This window comes from Aquabacterium sp. (assembly GCF_035476535.1).
Classification (GTDB): Bacteria; Pseudomonadota; Gammaproteobacteria; order Burkholderiales; family Burkholderiaceae_C; genus Pseudaquabacterium.
Map to the genome: position 1 here is coordinate 23,929 of NZ_DATILJ010000244.1, position 21,072 is coordinate 45,000.

The 21,072-nt window shown below is 67.6% G+C and carries 15 protein-coding genes; 9 read left to right on the top strand and 6 right to left on the bottom strand.

The features are described from left to right. The first annotated feature begins 33 nt into the window (after positions 1-33). The 6 genes from VLK61_RS24130 to VLK61_RS24155 all read left to right on the top strand — a co-directional run bounded on the left by VLK61_RS24130 (position 34) and on the right by VLK61_RS24155 (position 8,912). Positions 34-867: a class I SAM-dependent methyltransferase gene (locus VLK61_RS24130; RefSeq protein ID WP_325424765.1), complete on the top strand. Its 834-nt coding sequence runs from the start codon at positions 34-36 to the stop codon at positions 865-867. Next, positions 864-1,313 carry a ribonuclease HI gene (gene rnhA, locus VLK61_RS24135; RefSeq protein ID WP_325424767.1) on the top strand — a complete coding sequence of 150 codons (450 nt, stop codon included), beginning with the start codon at positions 864-866 and terminating at the stop codon, positions 1,311-1,313. The genes VLK61_RS24130 and rnhA overlap by 4 nt, the downstream gene beginning before the upstream one ends. Before the next feature lie 67 nt (positions 1,314-1,380). Next, entirely contained in the window at positions 1,381-2,601 is a 1,221-nt protein-coding gene (locus VLK61_RS24140; RefSeq protein WP_325424769.1) for an efflux RND transporter periplasmic adaptor subunit, read from the top strand. Positions 2,602-2,614: 13 nt separating this feature from the next. Beyond that, positions 2,615-5,704 carry an efflux RND transporter permease subunit gene (locus tag VLK61_RS24145; RefSeq protein ID WP_325424771.1) on the top strand — a complete coding sequence of 1,030 codons (3,090 nt, stop codon included), beginning with the start codon at positions 2,615-2,617 and terminating at the stop codon, positions 5,702-5,704. A 189-nt stretch (positions 5,705-5,893) separates the two neighbouring features. Further along, positions 5,894-6,799, top strand: coding sequence for an ABC transporter substrate binding protein (locus tag VLK61_RS24150; RefSeq protein ID WP_325424773.1), 906 nt, complete (start codon positions 5,894-5,896; stop codon positions 6,797-6,799). 1 nt (position 6,800) lies between these two features. Then, positions 6,801-8,912: an ATP-binding protein gene (locus VLK61_RS24155; protein ID WP_325424775.1), complete on the top strand. Its 2,112-nt coding sequence runs from the start codon at positions 6,801-6,803 to the stop codon at positions 8,910-8,912. 30 nt (positions 8,913-8,942) lie between these two features. Here VLK61_RS24155 and glp read toward each other — a convergent pair whose 3' ends face one another. The 3 genes from glp to VLK61_RS24170 all read right to left on the bottom strand — a co-directional run bounded on the left by glp (position 8,943) and on the right by VLK61_RS24170 (position 12,082). After that, the gene (gene glp / locus VLK61_RS24160) at positions 8,943-10,235 is read right to left on the bottom strand and encodes a gephyrin-like molybdotransferase Glp (protein ID WP_325424777.1); all 1,293 of its coding nucleotides are present in this window, start codon (positions 10,233-10,235) and stop codon (positions 8,943-8,945) included. 6 nt (positions 10,236-10,241) lie between these two features. Beyond that, positions 10,242-11,357: a GTP 3',8-cyclase MoaA gene (moaA, locus tag VLK61_RS24165; RefSeq protein WP_325424779.1), complete on the bottom strand. Its 1,116-nt coding sequence runs from the start codon at positions 11,355-11,357 to the stop codon at positions 10,242-10,244. A 110-nt stretch (positions 11,358-11,467) separates the two neighbouring features. After that, entirely contained in the window at positions 11,468-12,082 is a 615-nt protein-coding gene (locus VLK61_RS24170) for a C40 family peptidase (RefSeq protein WP_325424781.1), read from the bottom strand. 135 nt (positions 12,083-12,217) lie between these two features. On the opposite strand from VLK61_RS24170, the gene VLK61_RS24175 reads away from it, so the two are divergent. The 3 genes from VLK61_RS24175 to VLK61_RS24185 all read left to right on the top strand — a co-directional run bounded on the left by VLK61_RS24175 (position 12,218) and on the right by VLK61_RS24185 (position 18,111). Then, positions 12,218-14,185: a propionate--CoA ligase gene (locus tag VLK61_RS24175; protein WP_325424783.1), complete on the top strand. Its 1,968-nt coding sequence runs from the start codon at positions 12,218-12,220 to the stop codon at positions 14,183-14,185. Positions 14,186-14,272: 87 nt separating this feature from the next. Continuing rightward, positions 14,273-16,111, top strand: coding sequence for a S8 family serine peptidase (locus tag VLK61_RS24180; protein WP_325424785.1), 1,839 nt, complete (start codon positions 14,273-14,275; stop codon positions 16,109-16,111). Between the two features lie 23 nt (positions 16,112-16,134). Beyond that, a complete protein-coding gene (locus VLK61_RS24185) occupies positions 16,135-18,111 on the top strand; it encodes a M3 family metallopeptidase (protein ID WP_325424787.1) in 1,977 nt (658 codons plus the stop codon). A 40-nt stretch (positions 18,112-18,151) separates the two neighbouring features. Here the strand turns inward: VLK61_RS24185 and VLK61_RS24190 are convergent, their stop codons facing one another. The 3 genes from VLK61_RS24190 to VLK61_RS24200 form a co-directional block, all read right to left on the bottom strand. Next, entirely contained in the window at positions 18,152-19,813 is a 1,662-nt protein-coding gene (locus tag VLK61_RS24190) for a PhoH family protein (RefSeq protein ID WP_325424789.1), read from the bottom strand. Between the two features lie 186 nt (positions 19,814-19,999). Continuing rightward, positions 20,000-20,476 (bottom strand): peroxiredoxin, encoded by a 477-nt coding sequence (locus tag VLK61_RS24195; protein WP_325424791.1) that lies wholly within the window; start codon positions 20,474-20,476, stop codon positions 20,000-20,002. Between the two features lie 104 nt (positions 20,477-20,580). Beyond that, the gene (locus VLK61_RS24200; RefSeq protein WP_325424793.1) at positions 20,581-21,051 is read right to left on the bottom strand and encodes an Mth938-like domain-containing protein; all 471 of its coding nucleotides are present in this window, start codon (positions 21,049-21,051) and stop codon (positions 20,581-20,583) included. Positions 21,052-21,072 lie beyond the last annotated feature (21 nt).

A 21,072-nucleotide genomic window follows, 5' to 3' on the forward strand; every position in this document is an offset into this window, starting at 1 on the left:
TTGTCGACGTAGGCGGGCTGGGCGATCAGTGTCATGACGCGCGAATCATCGATTATAGAGTTGGCCCAGTGGCTGAAAAGCCCGCCCGGCCGTTACCTGCTGTCCTGGGAGCAAGCGCAGTTCGATCGTGACGTGGCCGATCTGTTCGGCTTCCATGCGCTGCAGCTGGGCGTGAGCGAGCTCGATGGTCTGCGTGCCAACCGCATGCCGCACCGCTGGTTGGCCAGCGATTCGCTGTTCCTGCCCGATCCGCTGGACCTGCCGCCGGTGGATGAATCCATTTCGACGCTGGCGCCGCATGGCGGCCTGGCGCTGCATTGTGAATTCGATGCGCTGCCCTTTCCCAGCACCAGCCTGGACCTGGTGGTCCTGCCGCATGCGCTGGAACTGGCGCGTGATGCGCACGACACGCTGCGCGAGGTGGAGCGGGTGCTGGTGCCCGAGGGCCGCATCGTCATCACCGGCTTCAATCCCACCAGCCTGTGGGGCCTGCGGCAGGGGGCGACGCGCATGCGTCAGCGCATGGGTCTGGGCGGTGGCCCGTACCTGCCGCAGGCTGGCGAATTCATCGGCTACTGGCGGGTGCGAGACTGGCTGCGCCTGCTCGGCTTCGAAGTCGAGCTCGGCCGTTTCGGCTGTTGGCGGCCGCCTTTCCGCACCCAGCGCTGGCTGGAGCGCGGGCCGTGGATCGAAGCCGCTGGCGAGCGCTGGTGGCCGGTGCTGGGCGCGGTGTATTGCCTGGTGGCCGTCAAGCGCGTGCGGGGCATGCGGCTGGTCGGCCTGACGCGGCGACAAACGAGCAACAACAAGGCCTCCGCACCCGCGGTGGTGGCCAACATGGACATGGATGCGAGAGGACAGGAATGAGTGACACGGTAGTGATCTACACCGACGGTGCCTGCAAGGGCAACCCCGGCCCCGGCGGCTGGGGAGCCTGGCTGCGCTGGGGCGAGCACGAGAAAGAGCTGTTCGGCGGCGAGCCACTGACCACCAACAACCGCATGGAGCTGACCGCGGTGATCGAGGCCTTGTCGGTGCTGAAGAAGAAGCCCACGCCGGTGGCCGTCTACACCGACAGCGAGTACGTGAAGAACGGCATCACGACCTGGATCCACGGCTGGAAGACACGCGGTTGGCGCACCGCCGACAAGAAACCGGTGAAGAACGTCGAGCTGTGGCAGAAGCTTGATGCGCTGGTGGCGCAGCACAGCGTCAGCTGGCATTGGGTGCGCGGGCACACCGGCGATCCCGGCAACGAGCGCGCCGATCAACTCGCCAATCGCGGTGTCGACAGCGTGCGTCGGTCGTCCTAGCCGAGTCTTGGCAGTAAGGGGCATTCATACGACGTTACAGTGTGCGACCCGCTGAAACGAAGCTGCGATGAAGAAGGTTCACACGACGATGGTGGTGCTGGCGCTGGCCGGCGCTGCGCTGGCGGCCTGGTGGCTGCAGAACCGGCCGGCTGCCAGCGGTGCCGGCAGCGTCAATGCGGCCGCCAGCGCCGCCGCGTCGCGGGGACCGGCCGGCGCGGGTGGACCGGTGGCCGTGGAAGTCGGGCGGGCCGAACGCGTGCGGCTCGAAGACGATGCGCTGGCGGTCGGCTCATTGCGCTCGAATCAGGGCGTGATGCTGCGGCCCGAGGTCAGCGGGCGCATCCTCAAGCTCGGTTTTGCCGATGGCCAGCGCGTCAAGCGCGGCCAGCCGCTGGTGCAGCTGGACGATGCGTTGCAACACGCGCAGCTGCTGCAGGCCCAGGCCCAGGCCAGCATCGCGCGCACCAACCTGCAACGCAACCGCGAACTGGTGGCGCAGAACTTCGTCAGCCAGAGCGTCGTCGACCAGGCGCAGGCCACGCTGGAGGTGGCCGCAGCCCAGGTCACGCTGGCCCAGGCGCAGCTGCAGCGCATGAAGGTCACCGCGCCCTTCGACGGCATCGTCGGCATCCGCAACGTCAACATCGGCGACTACGTGAAGGACGGCGCCGACCTCGTGCAGGTCGAGGACGTGTCCTCGGTGTGGGTCGATTTCCGCCTGCCCGAGCGCAACCTGGCGCAGCTGAAGCCCGGACAGGTCGTCTCGGTCAACCTCGATGCGCTGCCGGGCAAGGCCTATACCGCGCGGGTCGAGGCGGTGGATTCGCAGCTCGACGCCAGCGGCCGGTCCTTGCTGGTGCGGGCCAAGCTGGCCAACACCGCCGGTGACTTGCGCTCGGGGATGTTTGCGCGGGCGCGCATCGTGTTCGCGGTGCGCGAGGCGGCGATCATGGTGCCGGAAGAAGCGCTGGTGCCGCTGGGCAACCAGCAGTACCTGATCAAGGTCGTCGACGGACCGAACAACAGCAAGCAGAGCGAGCGCATCGAAGCCCGCATCGGCGCCCGACGGGCTGGCCGCGTCGAGATCCTCGAAGGCCTGCAGGCCGGCGACGTGCTGGTCATTGCCGGCCAAACGCGCCTGATGCGCGGCGGGCCGCAGCCGCTGCGGGTGGTGCAGCTCGGTGACAAGGCGGGCGCCAAATCGGCGGACCGGCCGGCCAGTGCGGCGGTGATGAAGTCGGCCGCCGCGGCATCTGCCGTCAAGACCGGGCTCAACGGCACGCCCTGAAGGAGCGCTGGCGATGAAACTCTCCGAGATCTCGATCCGGCGGCCGGTATTCGCCACCGTGATGTCTCTGCTGCTGTTGCTGGTCGGTGCGGTGTCCTACACCAAGCTCAATGTGCGCGAGTACCCGCGCATCGATGAGCCGGTGGTCACCGTCAGCACGCGGCTGATCGGCGCGTCGTCCGAGGTCATCGAGTCGCAGGTCACCAAGCCGCTGGAGGATTCGATCGCCGGCATCGACGGTGTCGACATCCTGACCTCGATCTCGCGCCAGGAGCAGAGCCAGATCAGCGTGCGCTTCAAGCTGAGCAAGGACCCGGATTCCGCCGCCGCCGACGTGCGCGACCGCGTGGCCCGTGTGCGCGGCCGGCTGCCGGAGGCGGCCGACGAATCGATCGTCGCCAAGGTCGAGGCCGACGCCTTCCCGGTGGTCTGGCTGGCCTTCACGAGCGAGACCATGTCGCCGCTGGAGATCACCGATGTCGTCAACCGCATCGTCAAGCCACGCCTGCAGACGATTCCCGGCGTCGCCGACGTGCCGATCTTCGGCGAGCGCAAGTTCGCGATGCGCATCTGGCTGGACCCGGACAAGCTGGCCTCGTACCGGCTGACGACACTGGATGTCGAGGATGCACTGCGCAAGCAGAACCTCGAAGTGCCGGCCGGCCGCATCGAGAGCCAGCAGCGCGAGTTCAACGTCACCGCACGCACCGACCTCAACACCGAGCGCCAGTTCGCCGAAGTGGCACTGAAAGTCACCGGCGGCTTCACCGTGCGGCTGAAGGATGTCGCGCGCATCGAGCAGGCGCCGGCCAGCGAGCGCCAGAGCGTGCGCCTGAACGGCGTGCCGGCGGTGTCGGCCGGCATCATCCGCAATGCCACCGCCAACCCGCTGGACATATCCGCCGGCGTGGCAGAGGCTCTGCCGCGGGTGCAGCTCGATCTGCCGCCCGGGCTGAAGGTGCAGGTCGCCAACGACAACTCGGTGTTCATCGACCGCTCGGTGAAGTCGGTGTATCGCACCATCGCCGAGGCGGTGGGGCTGGTGGCGCTGGTGGTGTTCGTGTTCCTGCGCACCTTGCGTGCCTCGGTGATTCCGCTGGTGACGATTCCGGTCAGCCTGATCGGCACCTTCGCGCTGATGGCCGCGGCCGGCTTCACGATCAACACGCTCACGCTCTTGTCGCTGGTGCTGGCGATTGGCCTGGTGGTCGATGATTCGATCGTCGTGCTCGAAAACATCTTCCGCCACATCGAGGAAGGCGACGGCCACACGATGACGCCGTTCCAGGCCGCGCTGCTGGGCGCCAAGGAAATCGGCTTCGCGGTGCTGGCGATGACGATGACGCTGGCCGCGGTGTTCGCGCCGCTGGCCTTCACGCCCGGCCGCACCGGGCGGCTGTTCGTCGAATTCGCGCTGGCGCTGGCCGGCGCGGTGATCGTCTCCGGCTTTGTCGCGTTGACCCTAACGCCGATGATGTGCAGCCTGCTGCTCAAGCACAACCCGAAGCCGAACTTCTTCGATCGCGGCATGGAGCGTGTGCTGGTCTGGATCACCGGGCGCTACACCGGCGCGCTGCGCTGGGTGCTGAGCCAGCGCTGGATCGTGCTGGTGGTGATGGCCGCTTGCGGCGCCGGCAGCTGGGTGCTCTACGGCGGCCTGCGCAGCGAGCTGGCGCCGATGGAAGACCGCGGCATCGTGCTCGGCTCGATCAACGCCCCGGATGGCGCCACGCTCGGCTACACCGCGCGCTATGGCCGGGAGATCGAACGCATTGCCGCCGACTACCCGGAACTCGACCGCGTGTTCGTATCGTCCGGCAACCCGACGGTGTCGCAGGCGGTGGCGTTCATGGGCGCCAAGGACTGGACCGAGCGCCAGCGCAGCACGCTGCAGATCGCGCGCGACATGCAGGTCAAGTTCGCCGGCCTGCCCGGCGTCAGCGCGTTCGCATCGACGCCACCGAGCCTGGGCCAGGGCTTTCGGGACCGGCCGGTGAACTTCGTCGTCGTCACCAACGACAGCTACCAGAACCTGGCGGTCGCGACGCAGGCCATCCTGGCCGAGATGGCGAAGAACCCGGGCTTCATCGCCCCCGATTCGGACCTGCGGCTGAACAAGCCCGAGCTGTTCATGGAAGTCGACCGCGACCGCGCGGCCGATGCCGGCGTCAGCGTCGACCAGGTCGCGCGCACCGTCGAGACCATGCTCGGCGGCCGCGCGGTCACGCGCTACAAGCGCGGCGCCGACCAGTTCGACGTGCTGGTGCAGACGCAGACCTCGGGCCGCACGACGCCGGAAGACATCGACAAGCTCTTCGTGCGTGGCCGCAACGACGTGATGGTGCCGCTGTCCTCGCTGGTCAAGGTGCGTGAATCGGTGAGCCCGCGCGAACTGAACCACTTCAACCAGCGGCGCTCGGTGTCGATCGGTGCCAATCTGGCGCCGACCTACTCACTGGGCGAGGCGCTGAACTTCATGGACGAGACCGCACGCAAAGTGCTCCAGCCCGGTTACACCACCGAGCTGAACGGCGTGTCGCGCGAGTTCCGTTCATCCAGCGGCGCGCTGGCGCTGGTGTTCGTGCTGGCGCTGGTGTTCATCTTCCTGGTGCTGTCAGCCCAGTTCGAGAGTTTCATCGATCCCTTCGTGATCATGCTGTCGGTGCCGCTGTCGATGGTCGGTGCGCTGGGTGCGATCCAGCTCAGCGGCGGCACGCTGAACGTCTATTCGCAGATCGGGCTGATCACGCTGGTCGGGCTGATCACCAAGCACGGTATCCTGATCGTCGAGTTCAGCAATCAGCTGCGCCAGCAGGGGCGGGCCACGGTGGAGGCGGCGATCGAAGCCGCGTCCTTGCGCCTGCGCCCGATCATGATGACGACGGGGGCCATGGTGCTCGGTGCCCTGCCGCTGGCGCTGGCCAGTGGCGCGGGCGCCGAAAGCCGGCAGCAGATCGGCTGGGTCATCGTCGGTGGCATGTCGGTCGGCACGCTGCTGACGATCTTCGTCGTGCCCACCGTCTACACGCTGTTTGCCCGCGGCCGGGTGCCCGGTGAAATCTCGACGCCGGCGCTGGCCGATGCCACGGCGGCGGTGCATTGAGGCTTACGCGAAGCCGGGCAGCGTGAACTGCTCGGCACGCACGTCGGATGGCGCCAACACCTTGCTTGGCGCGGGTGGTGCCCCGACGGAGAATGACCCTACGCGCGGATGGGCCGTGCAGCACGGGACATGACGGCGGCCACGGGCAACTACCCACCCTCGAGAATCAGGCGCGCCATCGTGCAAGCGATGGTGCTGTTGCCGGTCGCCCGGCACGCTGTTGCGGCCGAACCGGCGGCGGCCATCGGCGTGCTGTACCCGGACATCGGCGAGCCTTACCGCAGCATCTTCACCAAGATCATCGAAGGCATCGAGCAGCAGGCCAAGGGCCGCGTGGCGAGCTTTGCGGTGGGCACCGCCACCATCGGTCCCGAGCTGGCGACCGAGTTGCGCCGCCGCGATCTGCGCGTGGTGATCGCGCTCGGCCGCAATGGCCTGAAGGCGGCGGCGGCGCTGGAGCGTGCGCTGCCGGTGGTAGCCGGCGGCGTGTTGGCGGTGCCGGAAGCCGAAGCACGCGACTTCGCCGTGCACAGCCTGACACCCGACCCGGCGCTGCTGTTTGCCCGGCTGCGCACGCTGGTGCCCGGCGCGAGGCGCGTCGCGGTGGTCTTCGACCCGCGCCAGAACGCTTGGTTGATGCGGCTGGCGCGGGAAGCTGCGCGTGCGCAGGGCCTGGAACTGCTGGCCACCGAAGCCGAAGACCTGAAATCGGCACTGCGCGCCTATCAGGGGACGATGGCCACGCTGGAATCGCGCCGCGACGCCCTGTGGCTGCCGCACGACTCCACTACTGTCGATGACTCGTCAGTCCTGCCGCTGGTGCTGCAGGAAGCCTGGGACCGCAGCTTCACGGTGATCTCCAGCAGCGTGGCCCATGTGCGCCGCGGCGCCTTGTTCTCGCTGTACCCGGACAACCTGGCGCTGGGCCGGCGGCTTGGCGGTGCCGCCCTGGCCGCGCTGGGCGGCGCCCGGCCCAGCGGCGTGCTGCCGCTGAAAGACGTGCTGATCGCCGCCAACGTGCGCGCAGCCAATCACCTGGGGCTGAATTTCGCTGCCGGCCAGCACAGCTTCGACATGGTTTTCCCGGAGTCATGACATGAGTGCCGAAGTCACAGCGTCCTCGGCCAGTCGGCCCCTCGCCAGCGGCTTGCAGGGCAGCACTTTCCGCCGCCAGCTGGGCGTGATGGTCACGGTCGGCGTGCTCTTCATTGCGCTGATGTCCTCGCTGGTCAGCTCCTGGCAGGCCAGCCGCGGCATCCGCGACACGCTGATCGAGCAAGGCCAGCGCATCACCCAGAGCCTGTCGACACAAAGCACGCTGGCGCTGCTGTACGGCGCGGCGGACAACGTCAGCGAAGCGGTGCAGACCACGCAGGCCTTCCCGGACGTCATCGGCGTCGAGGTGCGTCATGCCAGTGGCACCGTGCTGCTGGCCCGCGGCACGCCCGGCGCGCTGCCGGAAGCCCCGCGCGGCAAGTCCGACCTGCCTGTCGACGCCGCGGTGGCTGCACCCCGTGCACAGCCCGCACCGCGCCAGGCCTACCTGGCCGGTGAGACCGCTGGCGCCTGGCACTTCGCCGCGCCGGTGTGGACCCGCCGCGCCAACGATTCCCCCTTTGTCGTCGCCGCGCAACCCGAGGAGCTATTGGGCGAAGTACGCGTGGTGCTCAGCAAGACTACGCTGACGCGCATGATGAGCAACGTGTTCCTGACGAACATGGCGGTGTCCTTCTTCTTCGCGCTGCTGTTCCTGCTGGCGCTGCGCTGGTTCGCTGACCGGCTGACGCAGCCGCTGAATGCACTGTCGCAGGCCATGGCGCGGGCCGAACGCGGCGAGGCCAATGTGCATGCCGAGGTCACCGGGCCACGCGACATCGGCGCCATGGCCCAGGCCTTCAACAGCATGATCGCCGCCTTGCGCCAGCGCGAAGCGGAGCTGCAGCATCACCGCGACCACCTGGAAGAGCTGGTGACCGAGCGCACCACCGAGCTGAGCCTGGCCAAGGAGCGCGCCGAGGTGGCGAACCTGGCCAAGAGCGAGTTCCTCGCACGCATGAGCCACGAGTTGCGCACGCCCTTGAACGCGGTGCTCGGTTACGCCCAACTGCTGCAGATGGACGCTGGCCTCAGCGACCGTCAGCGCAAGGGTTTGGCGACGATCCAGACCAGCGGCGAGCACCTGCTGACGCTGATCGTCGACATCCTCGACCTGTCGCGCATCGAGGCCGGGCGCACCGAGTTGCGACCGGTGGTCGCCGACCTGCATGCGCTGCTGCTGGGCGTGGCCGACATCATCCGCATCAAGGCGCTGGAGAAGAGCCTGAGCTTCCAGCTCGAACTGGCGCCGGAAGTGCCTGGCACCATCGTGATCGACGAGCAGCGGCTGCGCCAGGTGCTGCTGAACCTGCTGAGCAATGCCGTGAAGTTCACCGACCGCGGCCAGATCGCCCTGGTGGTGCGCGAGGCCGGGCGCGAAGAGTCGCTGGTGCGCCTGCGTTTCGAGGTTCGCGACGAAGGTGTGGGCATCGACCCGCAGCACCTGGAGCACATCTTCGAGCCCTTCGAGCAGGTGGGCGACCTGCACCGCCGCTCCGGCGGCACCGGCCTGGGCCTGGCGATCAGCCGTCAGCTGGTGCGGCTGATGGGCGGCGAGGTGCACGTGGCCAGCCAGCTGCAAGTGGGCAGCGTGTTCTGGTTCGAACTGGTGGTGGCCTTGCGGCAGGGCGCCGCTGGCGAAGCACCGCTGCGCCGCGCCGGCATCACCGGGTACAGCGGCCGGCGCCGGCGGGTGCTGGTGGTCGACGATGTATCGGGCAACCGCACCCTGCTGTGCGAGATGCTCGGCACGCTGGGCTTCGAGGTCGACGAGGCCCACCATGGCCAGGAAGCGGTGGACCGCGCGCTGATGCCGGTGGGCGAGGGCGGGCCGGACCTGGTGCTGATGGATTCGGTGATGCCGGTGATGGACGGCTTGTCGGCCACGCGGCGCATCCGCCAGACTCGGCCGGCGAACGAACTGCCGATCGTGGCCGTGTCGGCGAATGCCTCCAGCGTCGACCGCCTGCGCTGCCTGGAGGCCGGCGCCAATGCCTTCCTGCCCAAGCCCATCGAGCGCAGCAGCCTGCTCGACACGGTGGGGGCGCAGCTGCGCCTGCAATGGCAGACCGAAACCGTTGCGCCGCCGCCGGCCGAGGCCTCTACGGCCTAGCGTTCAAGAGACGCGTCAGATAAAACAGCGTCAGGTCAGCCCGTCGAACGGCAGCACTTCGACCAGATCGCCCGCCGCGACATGGCCCTGGCCATGGTGCAGCACCACCAGGCCGTTGGCCTGGCTCATGCTGCGCAGGATGCCGGACCCCTGGCTGCCGGTGATCTCCACCTGCCAGCGGCCATCGGGCCCGCGGCTGACGATGCCGCGCTGGTACTCGGTGCGGCCAGCCTTCTTGCGCAGGCCGGTCGTGCACACCGCCTGCAGCGGCGGCAGGGCTTCGGCGGTGGCCCCGCTCATCGCCAGCAGGGCGTCGCGCACGAAGGCATAGAAGGTGACCATCACGGCCACCGGGTTACCGGGCAGCCCGAACAGGATGGCTTCGCGCCCGGCGTTGCCGGGCTCGCAGATCTTGCCGATCGCCATCGGCCGCCCCGGCCGCATCGCGATCTTCCAGAACAGCACCTCGCCCAGCTCGGCCATGATGCGCTTGGTGTGGTCCGCTTCGCCGACGCTGACGCCGCCGGAGGTGATCACTGCATCGGCGCAGGCCGCGGCCCGCGTGAAGGCCTCGCGCAGCGCCTGCGGGTCGTCGCGCACGACGCCCAGGTCCAGCACGTCAACGCCCAGGCGCGTCAGCATGGCCCAGATGGTGTAGCGATTGCTGTCGTAGACCTCGCCTTCACCCAAGGGCTCGCCGATGGAGCGCAATTCGTCGCCGGTGGAGAAGAAGGCCACGCGCAAGCGCCGAAACACCGCCACCTCGGCCTGCCCCAGTGACGCCAGCAAACCCAGGTCAGCCGGTCGCAGCAGGCGGCCGGCGTGCAAGGCTGCGTCACCGCGCGCCAGATCCTCGCCGCGCAGCCGGCGGTTGTCGCCCGTGCGCACGATGCCGGCCGGCACGCTGACCAGGCCCTCGGCGTTCAGCGTGGTGAACTCCTGCGGTATCACGGTGTCCAGGCCATCGGGCATCACCGCGCCGGTCATGATGCGCACGCAATGCCCCGGCGGCACCGGGCCGGTGAACTGCTGGCCGGCCAGGCCCGTGCCGGCCACGGCCAGCAGCGTCGGGCCATCGTCGGCCAGGTCCATGCCGCGCAGCGCAAACCCGTCCATCGCCGAGTTGTCGTGCGAGGGCACGTCGATGCCGGAGATCAGGTCGCGTGCCAGCACGCGGCCCAGCGCGCTGCGGATGGCCACCCGCTCGACCGCCTGCACCTTGGGCACCAGCCGGGCGATGAACTCCTGGGCCTGCGCCACCGGCAGCGCATTCGGGTCGTAGCCGGAGATGCAGGAAGCGATCTGTTCGAGGGTCTGGGTCATGGCCGCTCATCCACCGATGTAGTGCATTTCAACACGCCGTTCGCCGGAGGAGGCCGATGGCGCATCTGCACTGCGCAGTTCCGAGTAGCGGTCGTCCCGCCCGGCCCACAACAGGCCCAGCGCCGCGCTGATCTCGGCGTCGCTGCGGCCCGATCGCAGCAAGGCCCGCAGGTCGTGCCCGCTGCTGGCAAACAGGCACATGAACAGCTTGCCTTCGGTGGACAGCCGGGCGCGGTTGCAATCGCTGCAGAAGGCCTGGGTCACGCTGGAGATCAGCCCGACCTCGCCGCCGCCATCGGCGTAGCGCCAGCGTTCGGCGGTTTCGCCGGGCGCGCTGGGCGACAGCGGCACCAGCGGCCATTCGGCCTGCAGGCGCTGCAGCACCTGGGCCGAGGGCAGCACCTCGTCCATGCGCCAGCCGTTGCTGGCGCCCACATCCATGTACTCGATGAAGCGCAGCACGATGCCGGAGTGGCGGAAGTGCCGCGCCATGGCGACGATTTCCTGGTCGTTGGTGCCGCGCTTGACCACCATGTTGACCTTGATCGGCCCGAGCCCGGCGGCTCGCGCGGCTTCGATGCCACGCAGCACATCGGCCACCGGGAAATCGACATCGTTCATGCGGCGGAAGATGGCGTCGTCCAGGGCATCCAGGCTGACGGTGACGCGCTTCAGTCCCGCATCGGCCAGCGCCTGGGCCTTGCGCGCGAGCACCGAGCCGTTGGTGGTGAGCGTCAGGTCCAGCGGCTGGCCATCGGGCGTGCGCAGTTCGGCGAGCATGCCGATCAGGACTTCCAGGTGCTTGCGCAGCAGCGGTTCACCACCGGTCAGCCGGAGCTTGTGCACGCCATGCGCCACGAACAGCCGGGCCAGCCGCGTGATCTCCTCGAAGCTCAGCAGAGAGCTCTGCGGCAGGAACACGTAGTCCCGGTCGAACACCTCCTTGGGCATGCAGTAGCTGCAGCGGAAGTTGCAGCGGTCGGTGACCGAGATGCGCAGGTCGTGCAGCGGTCGGCCCAAGCGGTCGGCCAACAGGCCAGAGGCGGGTGTCAGCAGCGCCGGGATGACCGGCACCGGCGCGGCATAACGCAGATCGGCCAAAGGAATGACGGTTTCGCCCATGCGCTGATTGTGCCGTGGCCCCCGTGCGGCGCCATGACCGCCGGCAAGTTCAGCCCTGCCGCGCGGCGGGGGATGGCGCCGTCACGGCCGTGGCGATCACGGCGCGGTGATCAGCGTGCGGTGGCCTGCGGCAGGGCCGCGCCGCCCAGCTCGGCACGGCGGGCGCCGGTGAAGCGGCGCGACCAATAGGCCTCGCGCATGCTTTCGATGCGCACCTCGCCGCCGGCGCGCGGCGAGTGGATGAACTTGTCGTCACCGACGTAGATGCCGACATGGGAGAAGGTGCGGCGCATGGTGTTGAAGAACACCAGGTCGCCGGGCTTCAGTTCCTCGCGCGTGATCTTCTGCAGCACGCTGGTGCTGGCCTGTTCGTCGGCGCGGCGCGGCAGCACCAGGCCCAGGCTCATCTCGAAGATGTGGCGGGTGAAGCCGCTGCAATCGAACCCGGCTTCTTCGCTGTTGCCGCCGCGACGGTAGGGCACGCCGAGGAAGTTCATCGCCGACATCACCAGGTCCGACGTGGTGTCCCGCACCGATTGCACCAGCGCCGCCCCCTCGACCAGCGGCTTCAGCAGCTTGCGCTCGGCCAGCAGGTTCATCACCGGGTCGGTGGCCGCGGGCGGCGCGGGGGCGGGCGTCGGTTCGGGCGCGGCTTGGGCGCAGGCCGCAGCCAGCCACAGGCTCTGGGCGCACAGGCGCAGGAGGGATGAGGTCGGGCGCAGCACAGCGCGCGAGGATATCACCGCATGCGGCCAGTCCAGTCCGTGCAGAACCTGGGCGAAACCCGGGCAATTGTTACCGGTCAAGTCTCGGGCGGCCTGAACGCATGCGTCAGTGTGTTGTCAGTGCCAGGCCTTGCAATGCGCCGGGCATTGACCGCCCAGAGATCCGCAAAGAAGATCCAGCGAGCTGCCCAGGAGCGCCGAGCCATGACCCGCTACACCGACTTTTACCGCCGATCGATCGTGGATAGCGACGGCTTCTGGCGCGAGCAAGCCGCACTGATCGACTGGGAAACGCCGTTCTCGCAGGTCTGCGACTACAGCAAGCCTCCGTTCGCGCAGTGGTTCGTCGGCGGCCGCACCAACCTGTGCCACAACGCGGTCGACCGCCACCTGAAGGACCGCGCGGACCAGCCCGCGTTGATCTGGGTCTCGACCGAGGTGGACCAGGAGCGCAGCTACAGCTTCGCCCAGTTGCGTGCCGAGGTGCAGCGCATGGCGGCGATGCTGCTGTCCCTGGGCGTGAAGCAGGGCGACCGGGTGCTGGTGTACATGCCGATGATTCCCGAAGCGGCTTTTGCGATGCTGGCTTGCACGCGCATCGGCGCGCTGCATTCGGTGGTTTTCGGCGGCTTCGCGAGCGGCAGCCTGGCCAGCCGCATCGACGATGCGCGACCCACCGTCATCGTCAGCGCCGACGCCGGTAGCCGCGGCGGCAAGGTCATGGCCTACAAGCCCTTGCTCGACGAAGCCATCCGCCAGGCCGCGCACAAGCCCGAGCGTGTGCTGATGGTCGACCGGGGCCTCGCGGCCTTCGAGCGCGTGCCGGGACGCGATGCTGACTACGCCGCCTTGCGCGAGCAACTGGCCGATGCCATCGTGCCCTGCACCTGGGTCGAGTCCACGCACCCGAGCTACACCCTCTACACCAGCGGCACGACCGGCAAGCCCAAGGGCGTGCAGCGCGACACCGGCGGTTATGCGGTGGCCCTGGCCGCGTCGATGAAGCACATCTTCTGCGGCCAACCCGGCGAGACCTACTTTTCGACCAGCGACATCGGCTGGGTCGTCGGCCACAGCTACATCGTCTACGGCCCGCTGCTGGCCGGCATGGCCACGCTGATGTACGAGGGCCTGCCGACGCGCCCGCATGGCGGCATCTGGTGGCAGCTGGTCGAGCGCTACAAGGTCAACGTGATGTTCAGCGCGCCCACCGCCGTGCGGGTGCTGAAGAAGCAGGATCCGGCGCTCCTGAAGCAATACGACCTGTCGTCGTTGCGCAGCCTGTTCCTGGCCGGTGAACCGCTGGACGAGACCACCGCGCAGTGGATCGCCGAAGGCCTGGGCAAACCCATCATCGACAACTACTGGCAGACCGAAACCGGCTGGCCGATCCTGACCATCGCCAACGGGGTCGAACCCGCTGCGTCCAAGTTCGGCTCACCCGGCGTGCCGATGTACGGCTACGACGTCAAGCTGATCGATGAATCCACCGGCGAGACGCTGACCGGCGCTCATCAGAAGGGCGTGCTGGCGATCGAAGGCCCCTTGCCGCCCGGCTGCATGCAGACCGTGTGGGGCGACGACGAACGCTTCGTCAAGACCTACTGGAGCAGCATGCCGGGCCGGCCGCTGTACAACACCTTCGACTGGGCCATCCGCGACGAGGACGGCTACTACTTCATCCTCGGCCGCACCGACGACGTGATCAACGTCGCCGGGCACCGGCTCGGCACGCGCGAGATCGAGGAGAGCATCTCCAGCCATGCGGCGGTCTCCGAAGTGGCCGTGGTGGGCGTTGCCGATGCGCTGAAAGGCCAGGTCGCGATGGCCTTCGTCGTGCTCAAGGATGCCTCGCTGGCCGCCGATGCCGGCGCGGCGCTGAAGCTCGAGGGCGCGATCATGAAGCTGGTCGACGAGCAACTCGGCGCGGTGGCCCGCCCGGCGCGGGTGCGCTTCGTCACGCTGCTGCCGAAGACGCGCTCCGGCAAGTTGTTGCGCCGCGCGATCCAGGCGGTGTGCGAGGGGCGTGATGCGGGCGACCTGACGACGATCGAGGACCCCAGCGCCTTACAGCAGATCAAGGACATTTTCAGCGCAGCCTGATCCTCCAAAACTGTCGTTCATCGCAGGGTGTCGGCGGCGCGGCGCCGCACCGGTAGCATGTCGGCCCTGGACTTCCGGGAACCCCGCATGTTGCACATCACCCTGGCGCGCTCCGTCGCGCTGCTGGTGCTGACGCTGGCCACAAGCCTCGCGTCGGCGCAGACCAAACCCCGCATCGAGAAGGCGGCCGACCTGCCGCGCTTCTCCTACAAGATCGAGGGCAAGCTCGAAGACGTGGTGCGCTCGCCGGAGCGCTTCGGCCCCTTCGCCGCCGCGCTGCGGCGCGACACCGAATCGGTGCTCGCCGGCTACGACATTCCCGACAAAGGCACGCAGCGCGACCTGATCGCCACGCTGGCGGCGCTGGATTTCCTGGACGGCCAATACGACAGCGCGCTCACCCGCGCTGAAGAAGTGCGTGCGCTGCAGGAAAAACCGGCCGACAAGCTGCTGTCCGGCCTGCGCCTGCGGGCCATGGCCAACGCCGCCAAGCGCCATGCGATCGGCAGCGAAGGCTACCGCCAAGCCGTCGCCGAGACGATCAAGCGCGAGATCGAGCCGCTGCCGTATGCGGTGATCGAGAACGACATCAAAGGCGGCAAGGCCAGCGCCGAACTGATCGGCGAGGCGCTGATCCTGGGCCGGGTGCGCGAGGTCTGGCAGCCGATCATCGACACCAATGGCGCGCTGAGCAGCGACTTCGCGCCCGGCGTCGTCAACGCGCGCCTGGCCCTGGTGGCCGTGCTGCCCTTGAAACAGGTGCTGATCGACACCTATGGCAGCTACCTGGCCGCGCACAAGGTGCAAAAGCCCGACATCTGGGCGGGCCGCGACTTCGTGCTGGCGCCGGGCAAGAAGGCCAGGCCGGTCGCCGTGGGCGTCTGGGACAGCGGCGTCGACAGCAAGCTGTTTCCCGGCCAACTGCTGAAGTCCGCCGCCGGCACGCCGCCGGTGCAGGCCTATGACAAATACGCCAGGCCCACCAAGGGCGAGCTGATGCCGATTCCGGGCGCGCTGCAGGCCAAGCTGCCGCAGATGATCGGCCGCACCAAGGGATTCTCGGACCTGCAATCGAACATCGACAGCCCCGAGGCCAGCCAGGTCAAGCAACTGCTGTCGACGCTGGCGCCGGACCAGTACAAGGCCACCCTCGAAGAGATCGGCCTGACCGGCAACTACGAGCACGGCACGCATGTGGCCGGCATCACGCTGGCCGGCAACCCGCTGGCGCGGCTGGTGGTCGGCCGCATCGAGTTCGGCCACACGCTGAAGCCCGATCCTTGCCCGAGCCGCGAACAGACCGAGCGCGAAGCCCAGTCCTACCAGGGCACGGTCGATCACTTCAAGCGGCACGGCACGCGGGTCGTCAACATGAGCTGGGGCGGGAGCGTCGGTGCCATCACCAGTGATCTCGAACAGTGCGGCATCGGCAAGACGCCCGAGGAACGCAAGGCGCTGGCCCGCGAGTACTTCGACATCGGCAAGAAGGCGCTGACCAAGGCCTTCGAAAGTGCACCCGGCATCCTGTTCATCACCGCTGCCGGCAACAGCAACAGCGACGCCAGCTTCGCCGAGGACATGCCGGCCGACATCGTGCTGCCGAACCTGCTGACCGTTGGCGCCGTGGACCGTGCCGGCGACGAAGCGCCGTTCACCAGCTACGGCCCGACGGTCAAGGTACATGCCAACGGCTACCAGGTCGAAAGCTTCCTGCCCGGCGGCCAGCGCGTGGCGCTGTCGGGCACCTCGATGGCGGCGCCGCAGGTGGCCAACCTGGCGGCCAAGCTGCTGGTGGTCAACCCTCGGCTCAAGCCGACCGAGGTGATCGCCGCGATCGTCGGCACGGCCGAACGCAGTGCCGATGGCCGGCGCAACCTGATTCACCCGAAGAAAGCCCTGGCCGCCGTCCAGGCTGCTGTGCACTGAGCGCCTCACCAGGACGTCCTTGAATGAAAACCACCCTGAGTCTGCTGGTCCTGGCGCTGGCCGGTGGCGCCTGCCTGGCTGCTGCCCCGACCTTGCCCGGCCCCGCCTTTCCCAACTACCCGAACGCCGAGGCGCTGAAGGCCTCCTGCGACAAGAACATCACGCGCGCCAACCAGCTGCTGAGGCAACTGGAGAAGCGCGCGGTCGATGTCCGCTGGCTGGGGGCCTTCGACGCGTTCAACGCCGCGCTCGAAGACCTCGGTTACCCGCAGCAGTTCGTCTCGGCCGTGCATCCCGACAAGGCAGTGCGCGAGGCCTCGGAAGCCTGCGAACTGCGCTGGAACGACTTCACGTCCACGCTGGGGCAGAACGAAAAGCTCTTCAAGGCGGTACGGCAATTCAAGCCCCGGGACGCCATCGATCGTGAGTTGGTGAAGACCACGCTGGAGGGTTTCGAGGACGCCGGCGTCTCGCTGCCGCCGGCGCAACGCGCGCGGGCCAAGGAACTGGCCGACCGCATTGCGTCGCTGGGCGTCGATTTCCAGCGCCACATCCGCGATGCCGGCGTGCGCGTGGCCTACACCGAGGCCGAGCTGAAGGGCGTGCCCGAATCGGCCTGGAAGAGCGCCAAGCGCGACGACGCCGGCAAGCTGCTGCTGGGCGTGGACTACCCGACCTACAACGCCGTGATGCAGTCGGCCGAGCTGGAACCCTCGCGCGAGCGCATGTGGCGCGCCAAGGTCAACGAAGGCGGCGAGGCCAACCTGAAGCTGCTGGCCGAGATCACCCAGCTGCGCAAGGAATACGCCACGCTGTTCGGTGCCGGCAGCTGGGCCGAATTCACCTTGCGCCGGCGCATGGCCGAGACGCTGCCGCGTGCGCAGGCCTTCCTGGCGGAAGTGAAGGCCGCCGTCGAGGCGCGCGAGCGCCAGGAGGTCGAAGAGCTGCGCCGTGCCAAGGCCGAGCATCTTGCGCAGGCGCCGGACGGTGCGCGCGTGGAGCGTTGGGACGTGCCCTTCTATACCGAGCGTGTACGCCGTGCCCGCTTCAGCGTCGACCAGGAAGCCTTCCGCCAATACTTTCCGCCGCAGGAAAGCCTGCAGTTCTGCCTGCGCCTGATCGAGAAGCTGATGGGCGTGCGCTACGAGCGGGTGGAAGGCGTCACGCTGTGGCATCCGGAGGTCCAGGCCTACCGTGTATCGGACGCGGCCAACGGCAAGGCGCTGGCCACGCTGTGGGTCGACCTCTACCCGCGTGACGGCAAGTACAACCATGCGGCGGTGTGGAGCATGCGGGGTGGTTCCGCCGCGGCGCGGCGTGTGCCGCAGGCCGCGCTGGTGGTGAACTTCGACCGCAAGGGCCTGACGCTGGATGAGCTGAGAACCCTGCTGCACGAGCTGGGCCATTCGGTGCACAACAACCTGTCAGCCACGCGCTACGTGCAGCAGGCCGGCACCTCGGTCAAGCGCGATTTCGTCGAGGCGCCGTCGCAGATGCTCGAGGACTGGATCTACGACAAGCAGGTGCTGACGCTTTTCGCCGAGGTCTGCCCGACCTGCAAACCGGTGCCCGATACGATGATCGAGCAGGCCAAGGCCGCCAAGGATTACGGCAAGGGCGTTCAGCAGAGCCGCCAGCACCTGTTTGCCAGCTACGACCTGGCGCTCTACGGCATCGAGCAGCGTGACCCGATGGCCTTGTGGGCGGCGATGGAAGGCGCCACGCCGCTGGGCCACGTGAAGGGCACGATGTTCCCGGCTGGCTTCGCGCACATCGCCACCAACTACAGCGCCGGCTACTACGGCTACCTGTGGAGCCTGGTGGTGGCGATGGATATGCGCACCGCGTTCGGCAACAACCGCCTGGATGCGGCAGTCGGCAAGCGCTACCGCGACATCGTGCTGGCCAACGGCAGCCAGCGGCCGCCGACCGTGCTGGTCAAGGAATTCCTCGGCCGCGAGTTCAACTCGAAGGCTTTCTTCGATGACCTGAAGAAATGAACAAGGGCCCCCGTGTTTTACCGGCGTGGGGCCCTTGTTCCTACAGCACTTCGGAGGCGAAATCCGCCAGGCGGGAGCGCTCGCCGCGCGCCAGCATCACGTGGCCGGAATGTGGCCAGCCCTTGAAGCGGTCGACCGCATAGGTCAGGCCCGAGGAGCCTTCGGTCAGGTAGGGCGTGTCGATCTGCGCCAGGTTGCCCAGGCAGACGATCTTGGTGCCCGGGCCGGCGCGGGTGATCAGCGTCTTCATCTGCTTGGGGGTCAGGTTCTGCGCTTCGTCGATCAGCACGAACTTGTTCAGGAAGGTGCGGCCGCGCATGAAGTTCAGGCTCTTGATCTTGATCTTCGAGCGCACCAGATCCTGCGTCGCGGCCCGGCCCCATTCGCCGGCCGAGCCGTCGCCACGGGCCAGCACTTCGAGGTTGTCGTCCAGCGCGCCCATCCACGGGCCCATCTTCTCTTCCTCGGTGCCGGGCAGGAAACCGATGTCTTCGCCCACCGGCACGGTGACGCGGGTGACGATGATCTCGGTATAGCGCCGGTCGTCCAGCACCTGGGACAGGCCGGCAGCCAGCGTCATCAGCGTCTTGCCGGTGCCGGCGGTGCCGGTCAGCGAGACGAAATCGCATTCCGGGTCCATCAGCAGGTTCAGCGCGAAATTCTGTTCGCGGTTGCGCGCGGTGACGCCCCAGACCGAGTTCTTCGCGTGGCTGTAATCCTTCAGCGTCTTCAGCACCGCGGTCTTGCCGGTGATCTCGGTGACGCGGGCGTATAGCGGCGCGGCGCCGGGCGACTCGAGGAAGACGAACTGGTTGACCATCAGCGCCGGCACCATCGGCCCGCTGATGCGGTAGAAGGTCTGGCCGCCTTGCTGCCAACTCTCCATGGTCTTGCCATGACGTTCCCAGAAGTCGCCGGGCAGCGCCAGCACGCCGGTGTACAGCAGGTCGCCGTCTTCCAGCACCTTGTCGTTGAAGTAGTCCTCGGCGGCCAGGCCCAGCGCGCGTGCCTTGACGCGCATGTTGATGTCCTTGGACACCAGCACCACTTCGCGGCTGGCATGCTGTTCGCGCAGCGACTGCACGACGCCCAGGATCTGGTTGTCGGCCTTGCCCTGCGGCAGGCCATCCGGCAGCTTGATCGTGAACAGCGTGGTCTGGAAGAACAGCTTGCCGCCGGCGTCCTTGTGGCCGGTCTTGGCCAGCAGAATGCCTTCCTTGGGGTCGAACTTGGTGTCGGTGGCCAGCGCGTCCAGTTCGCGGCTGACCTGGCGCGCATTGCGCGCGACCTCGCTCATGCCCTTCTTGTGGCCGTCCAGTTCTTCCAGCGTGATCATCGGCAGGAAGACGTCGTGTTCCTCGAAGCGGAACAGGCTCATCGGGTCGTGCATCAGCACGTTGGTGTCCAGCACGAAGAGCTTGGGCGGGCCGTCGCCACGCGGCTTGCGCACGCGCGGCTTGGCCGCGGCGGCCAGGCTGGGCGCCTTGGACGGCATCTGGCTCACCGGCGCCGCTGCCTTGGCCGGCGACTTCACCGGCGCGGCCACGGTGGACGATTCGTCGTACAGGTCCAGCGCGCCTGTCGCCGGCTCGGCGGCGGCCGGTTTGAGGCTTTTCTTGTCAGTGCGGGGCGCGGCCTGCGCTTCGAAGTCAACGGGGCTCAGCAATGCGGCTTTGGTGGCAGGCGGCTTTGGCAGTGGCATGGACTCGATGGCTAGGCAAAAGGACAAACAAAAAAGCCGCACAGTCGTCTGTGCGGCTTGGGGACTTTCAGGTGAAACGCAAGGGGCGACTCACAAGCATGGTTCGATTATGCATAAGTCGAACCCGCTGTCTGTTGCAATCGCGTGACGGCCATCGGCCGGGCCAGCCGCTGCGCGATGGCTTGCTCAGGCAGCCTTTTTCAGGTCCTTGACGGCCTTCAACACTTCGTCGACATGGCCGGCGACCTTGATGCCGCGCCATTCGGCGCGCAGCACGCCGCCGCCATCGATCAGGAAGGTGCTGCGCTCGATGCCCTTGACCTTCTTGCCATACATGATCTTGTTCTTGACCACACCGAACATGTGGCAAAGCTTCTCTTCGGTGTCGGCGATCAGCTCGAAGGGCAGTTCCAGGTTCTGGCGGAATTTCTCGTGCGAGGCCATGTTGTCGCGCGAGACGCCGAACACCACGGCGCCGGCTTTCAGGAAATCCTTGTGCTTGTCACGGAATTGCATCGCCTCCGTGGTGCAGCCGGGTGTATGGTCCTTCGGGTAGAAGTACAGCACCACCGAATGGCCGGCAAAGGCCTGCGGCGTGAACTTCACACCGCTGGTGGCTTGCGCTTCGAAGTCGGGCAGGGCTTTGTTGAGGACAGGCGTCATGAGCGGGTGGGGTGGTCAGACGTGGCGCCCCTTGAGGGGCGTAACCTGTGATTATAAAGTTCCGGCGCCGCTCGGTCTTCCGATGCTTGGGGGCAGGGTATCCCTCAGACCATTTCCGGTGCCTGAGGCAGTAGCAAGGCGGCCACGGCCTTGCGCCCTTCGGCCACCAACACGTTGTAGGTACGGCAGGCTGCGGCGGTGTCCATGGTCTCGACGCCGATGCGGCGTTCGATCAGTGAGCGCAGCAGCGCCGGCGATACGAACTGCAGCCGTGCTCCGCTGCCGAAGATCACCAACTCGGGCTTCAGCGCCAGCAGCGCCTCGAAATGCCCGGCCGTCAATTCCTGCGGTGTGCGCGGTGACCAAGGCAGGACCTCGCCGACCCAGGGCACCAGCAGACTTTCAGTGAAGCGTGTACCACCGACCCACAGTTCGCCGGGGGCATGGCGGGTGAGCACATTGGTGCCGGCAAGGTGGTCGGGTTGAAATTTCACGAAGAGCGGCGGCAGGGCGCCAGCGTTGCACCAGATAAAATTATAGTTTTTGCGTCGCAGCATCCTGGCCGGTGAGGTCATGCAGTGGCCGATCAGGAGACA

Excerpts from the sequence above, each read along its gene's own strand:
- glp (WP_325424777.1), bottom strand. The coding sequence starts at position 10,235 with ATGACCCAGACCCTCGAACAGATCGCTTCCTGCATCTCCGGCTACGAC.
- VLK61_RS24190 (WP_325424789.1), bottom strand. The coding sequence starts at position 19,813 with ATGCCACTGCCAAAGCCGCCTGCCACCAAAGCCGCATTGCTGAGCCCC.
- VLK61_RS24150 (WP_325424773.1), top strand. The coding sequence starts at position 5,894 with ATGGTGCTGTTGCCGGTCGCCCGGCACGCTGTTGCGGCCGAACCGGCG.
- VLK61_RS24145 (WP_325424771.1), top strand. The coding sequence starts at position 2,615 with ATGAAACTCTCCGAGATCTCGATCCGGCGGCCGGTATTCGCCACCGTG.
- VLK61_RS24195 (WP_325424791.1), bottom strand. The coding sequence starts at position 20,476 with ATGACGCCTGTCCTCAACAAAGCCCTGCCCGACTTCGAAGCGCAAGCC.
- VLK61_RS24175 (WP_325424783.1), top strand. The coding sequence starts at position 12,218 with ATGCGCCGGGCATTGACCGCCCAGAGATCCGCAAAGAAGATCCAGCGA.
- VLK61_RS24185 (WP_325424787.1), top strand. The coding sequence starts at position 16,135 with ATGAAAACCACCCTGAGTCTGCTGGTCCTGGCGCTGGCCGGTGGCGCC.
- rnhA (WP_325424767.1), top strand. The coding sequence starts at position 864 with ATGAGTGACACGGTAGTGATCTACACCGACGGTGCCTGCAAGGGCAAC.
- VLK61_RS24155 (WP_325424775.1), top strand. The coding sequence starts at position 6,801 with ATGAGTGCCGAAGTCACAGCGTCCTCGGCCAGTCGGCCCCTCGCCAGC.
- VLK61_RS24130 (WP_325424765.1), top strand. The coding sequence starts at position 34 with ATGACGCGCGAATCATCGATTATAGAGTTGGCCCAGTGGCTGAAAAGC.
- VLK61_RS24200 (WP_325424793.1), bottom strand. The coding sequence starts at position 21,051 with ATGACCTCACCGGCCAGGATGCTGCGACGCAAAAACTATAATTTTATC.
- VLK61_RS24140 (WP_325424769.1), top strand. The coding sequence starts at position 1,381 with ATGAAGAAGGTTCACACGACGATGGTGGTGCTGGCGCTGGCCGGCGCT.
- moaA (WP_325424779.1), bottom strand. The coding sequence starts at position 11,357 with ATGGGCGAAACCGTCATTCCTTTGGCCGATCTGCGTTATGCCGCGCCG.
- VLK61_RS24180 (WP_325424785.1), top strand. The coding sequence starts at position 14,273 with ATGTTGCACATCACCCTGGCGCGCTCCGTCGCGCTGCTGGTGCTGACG.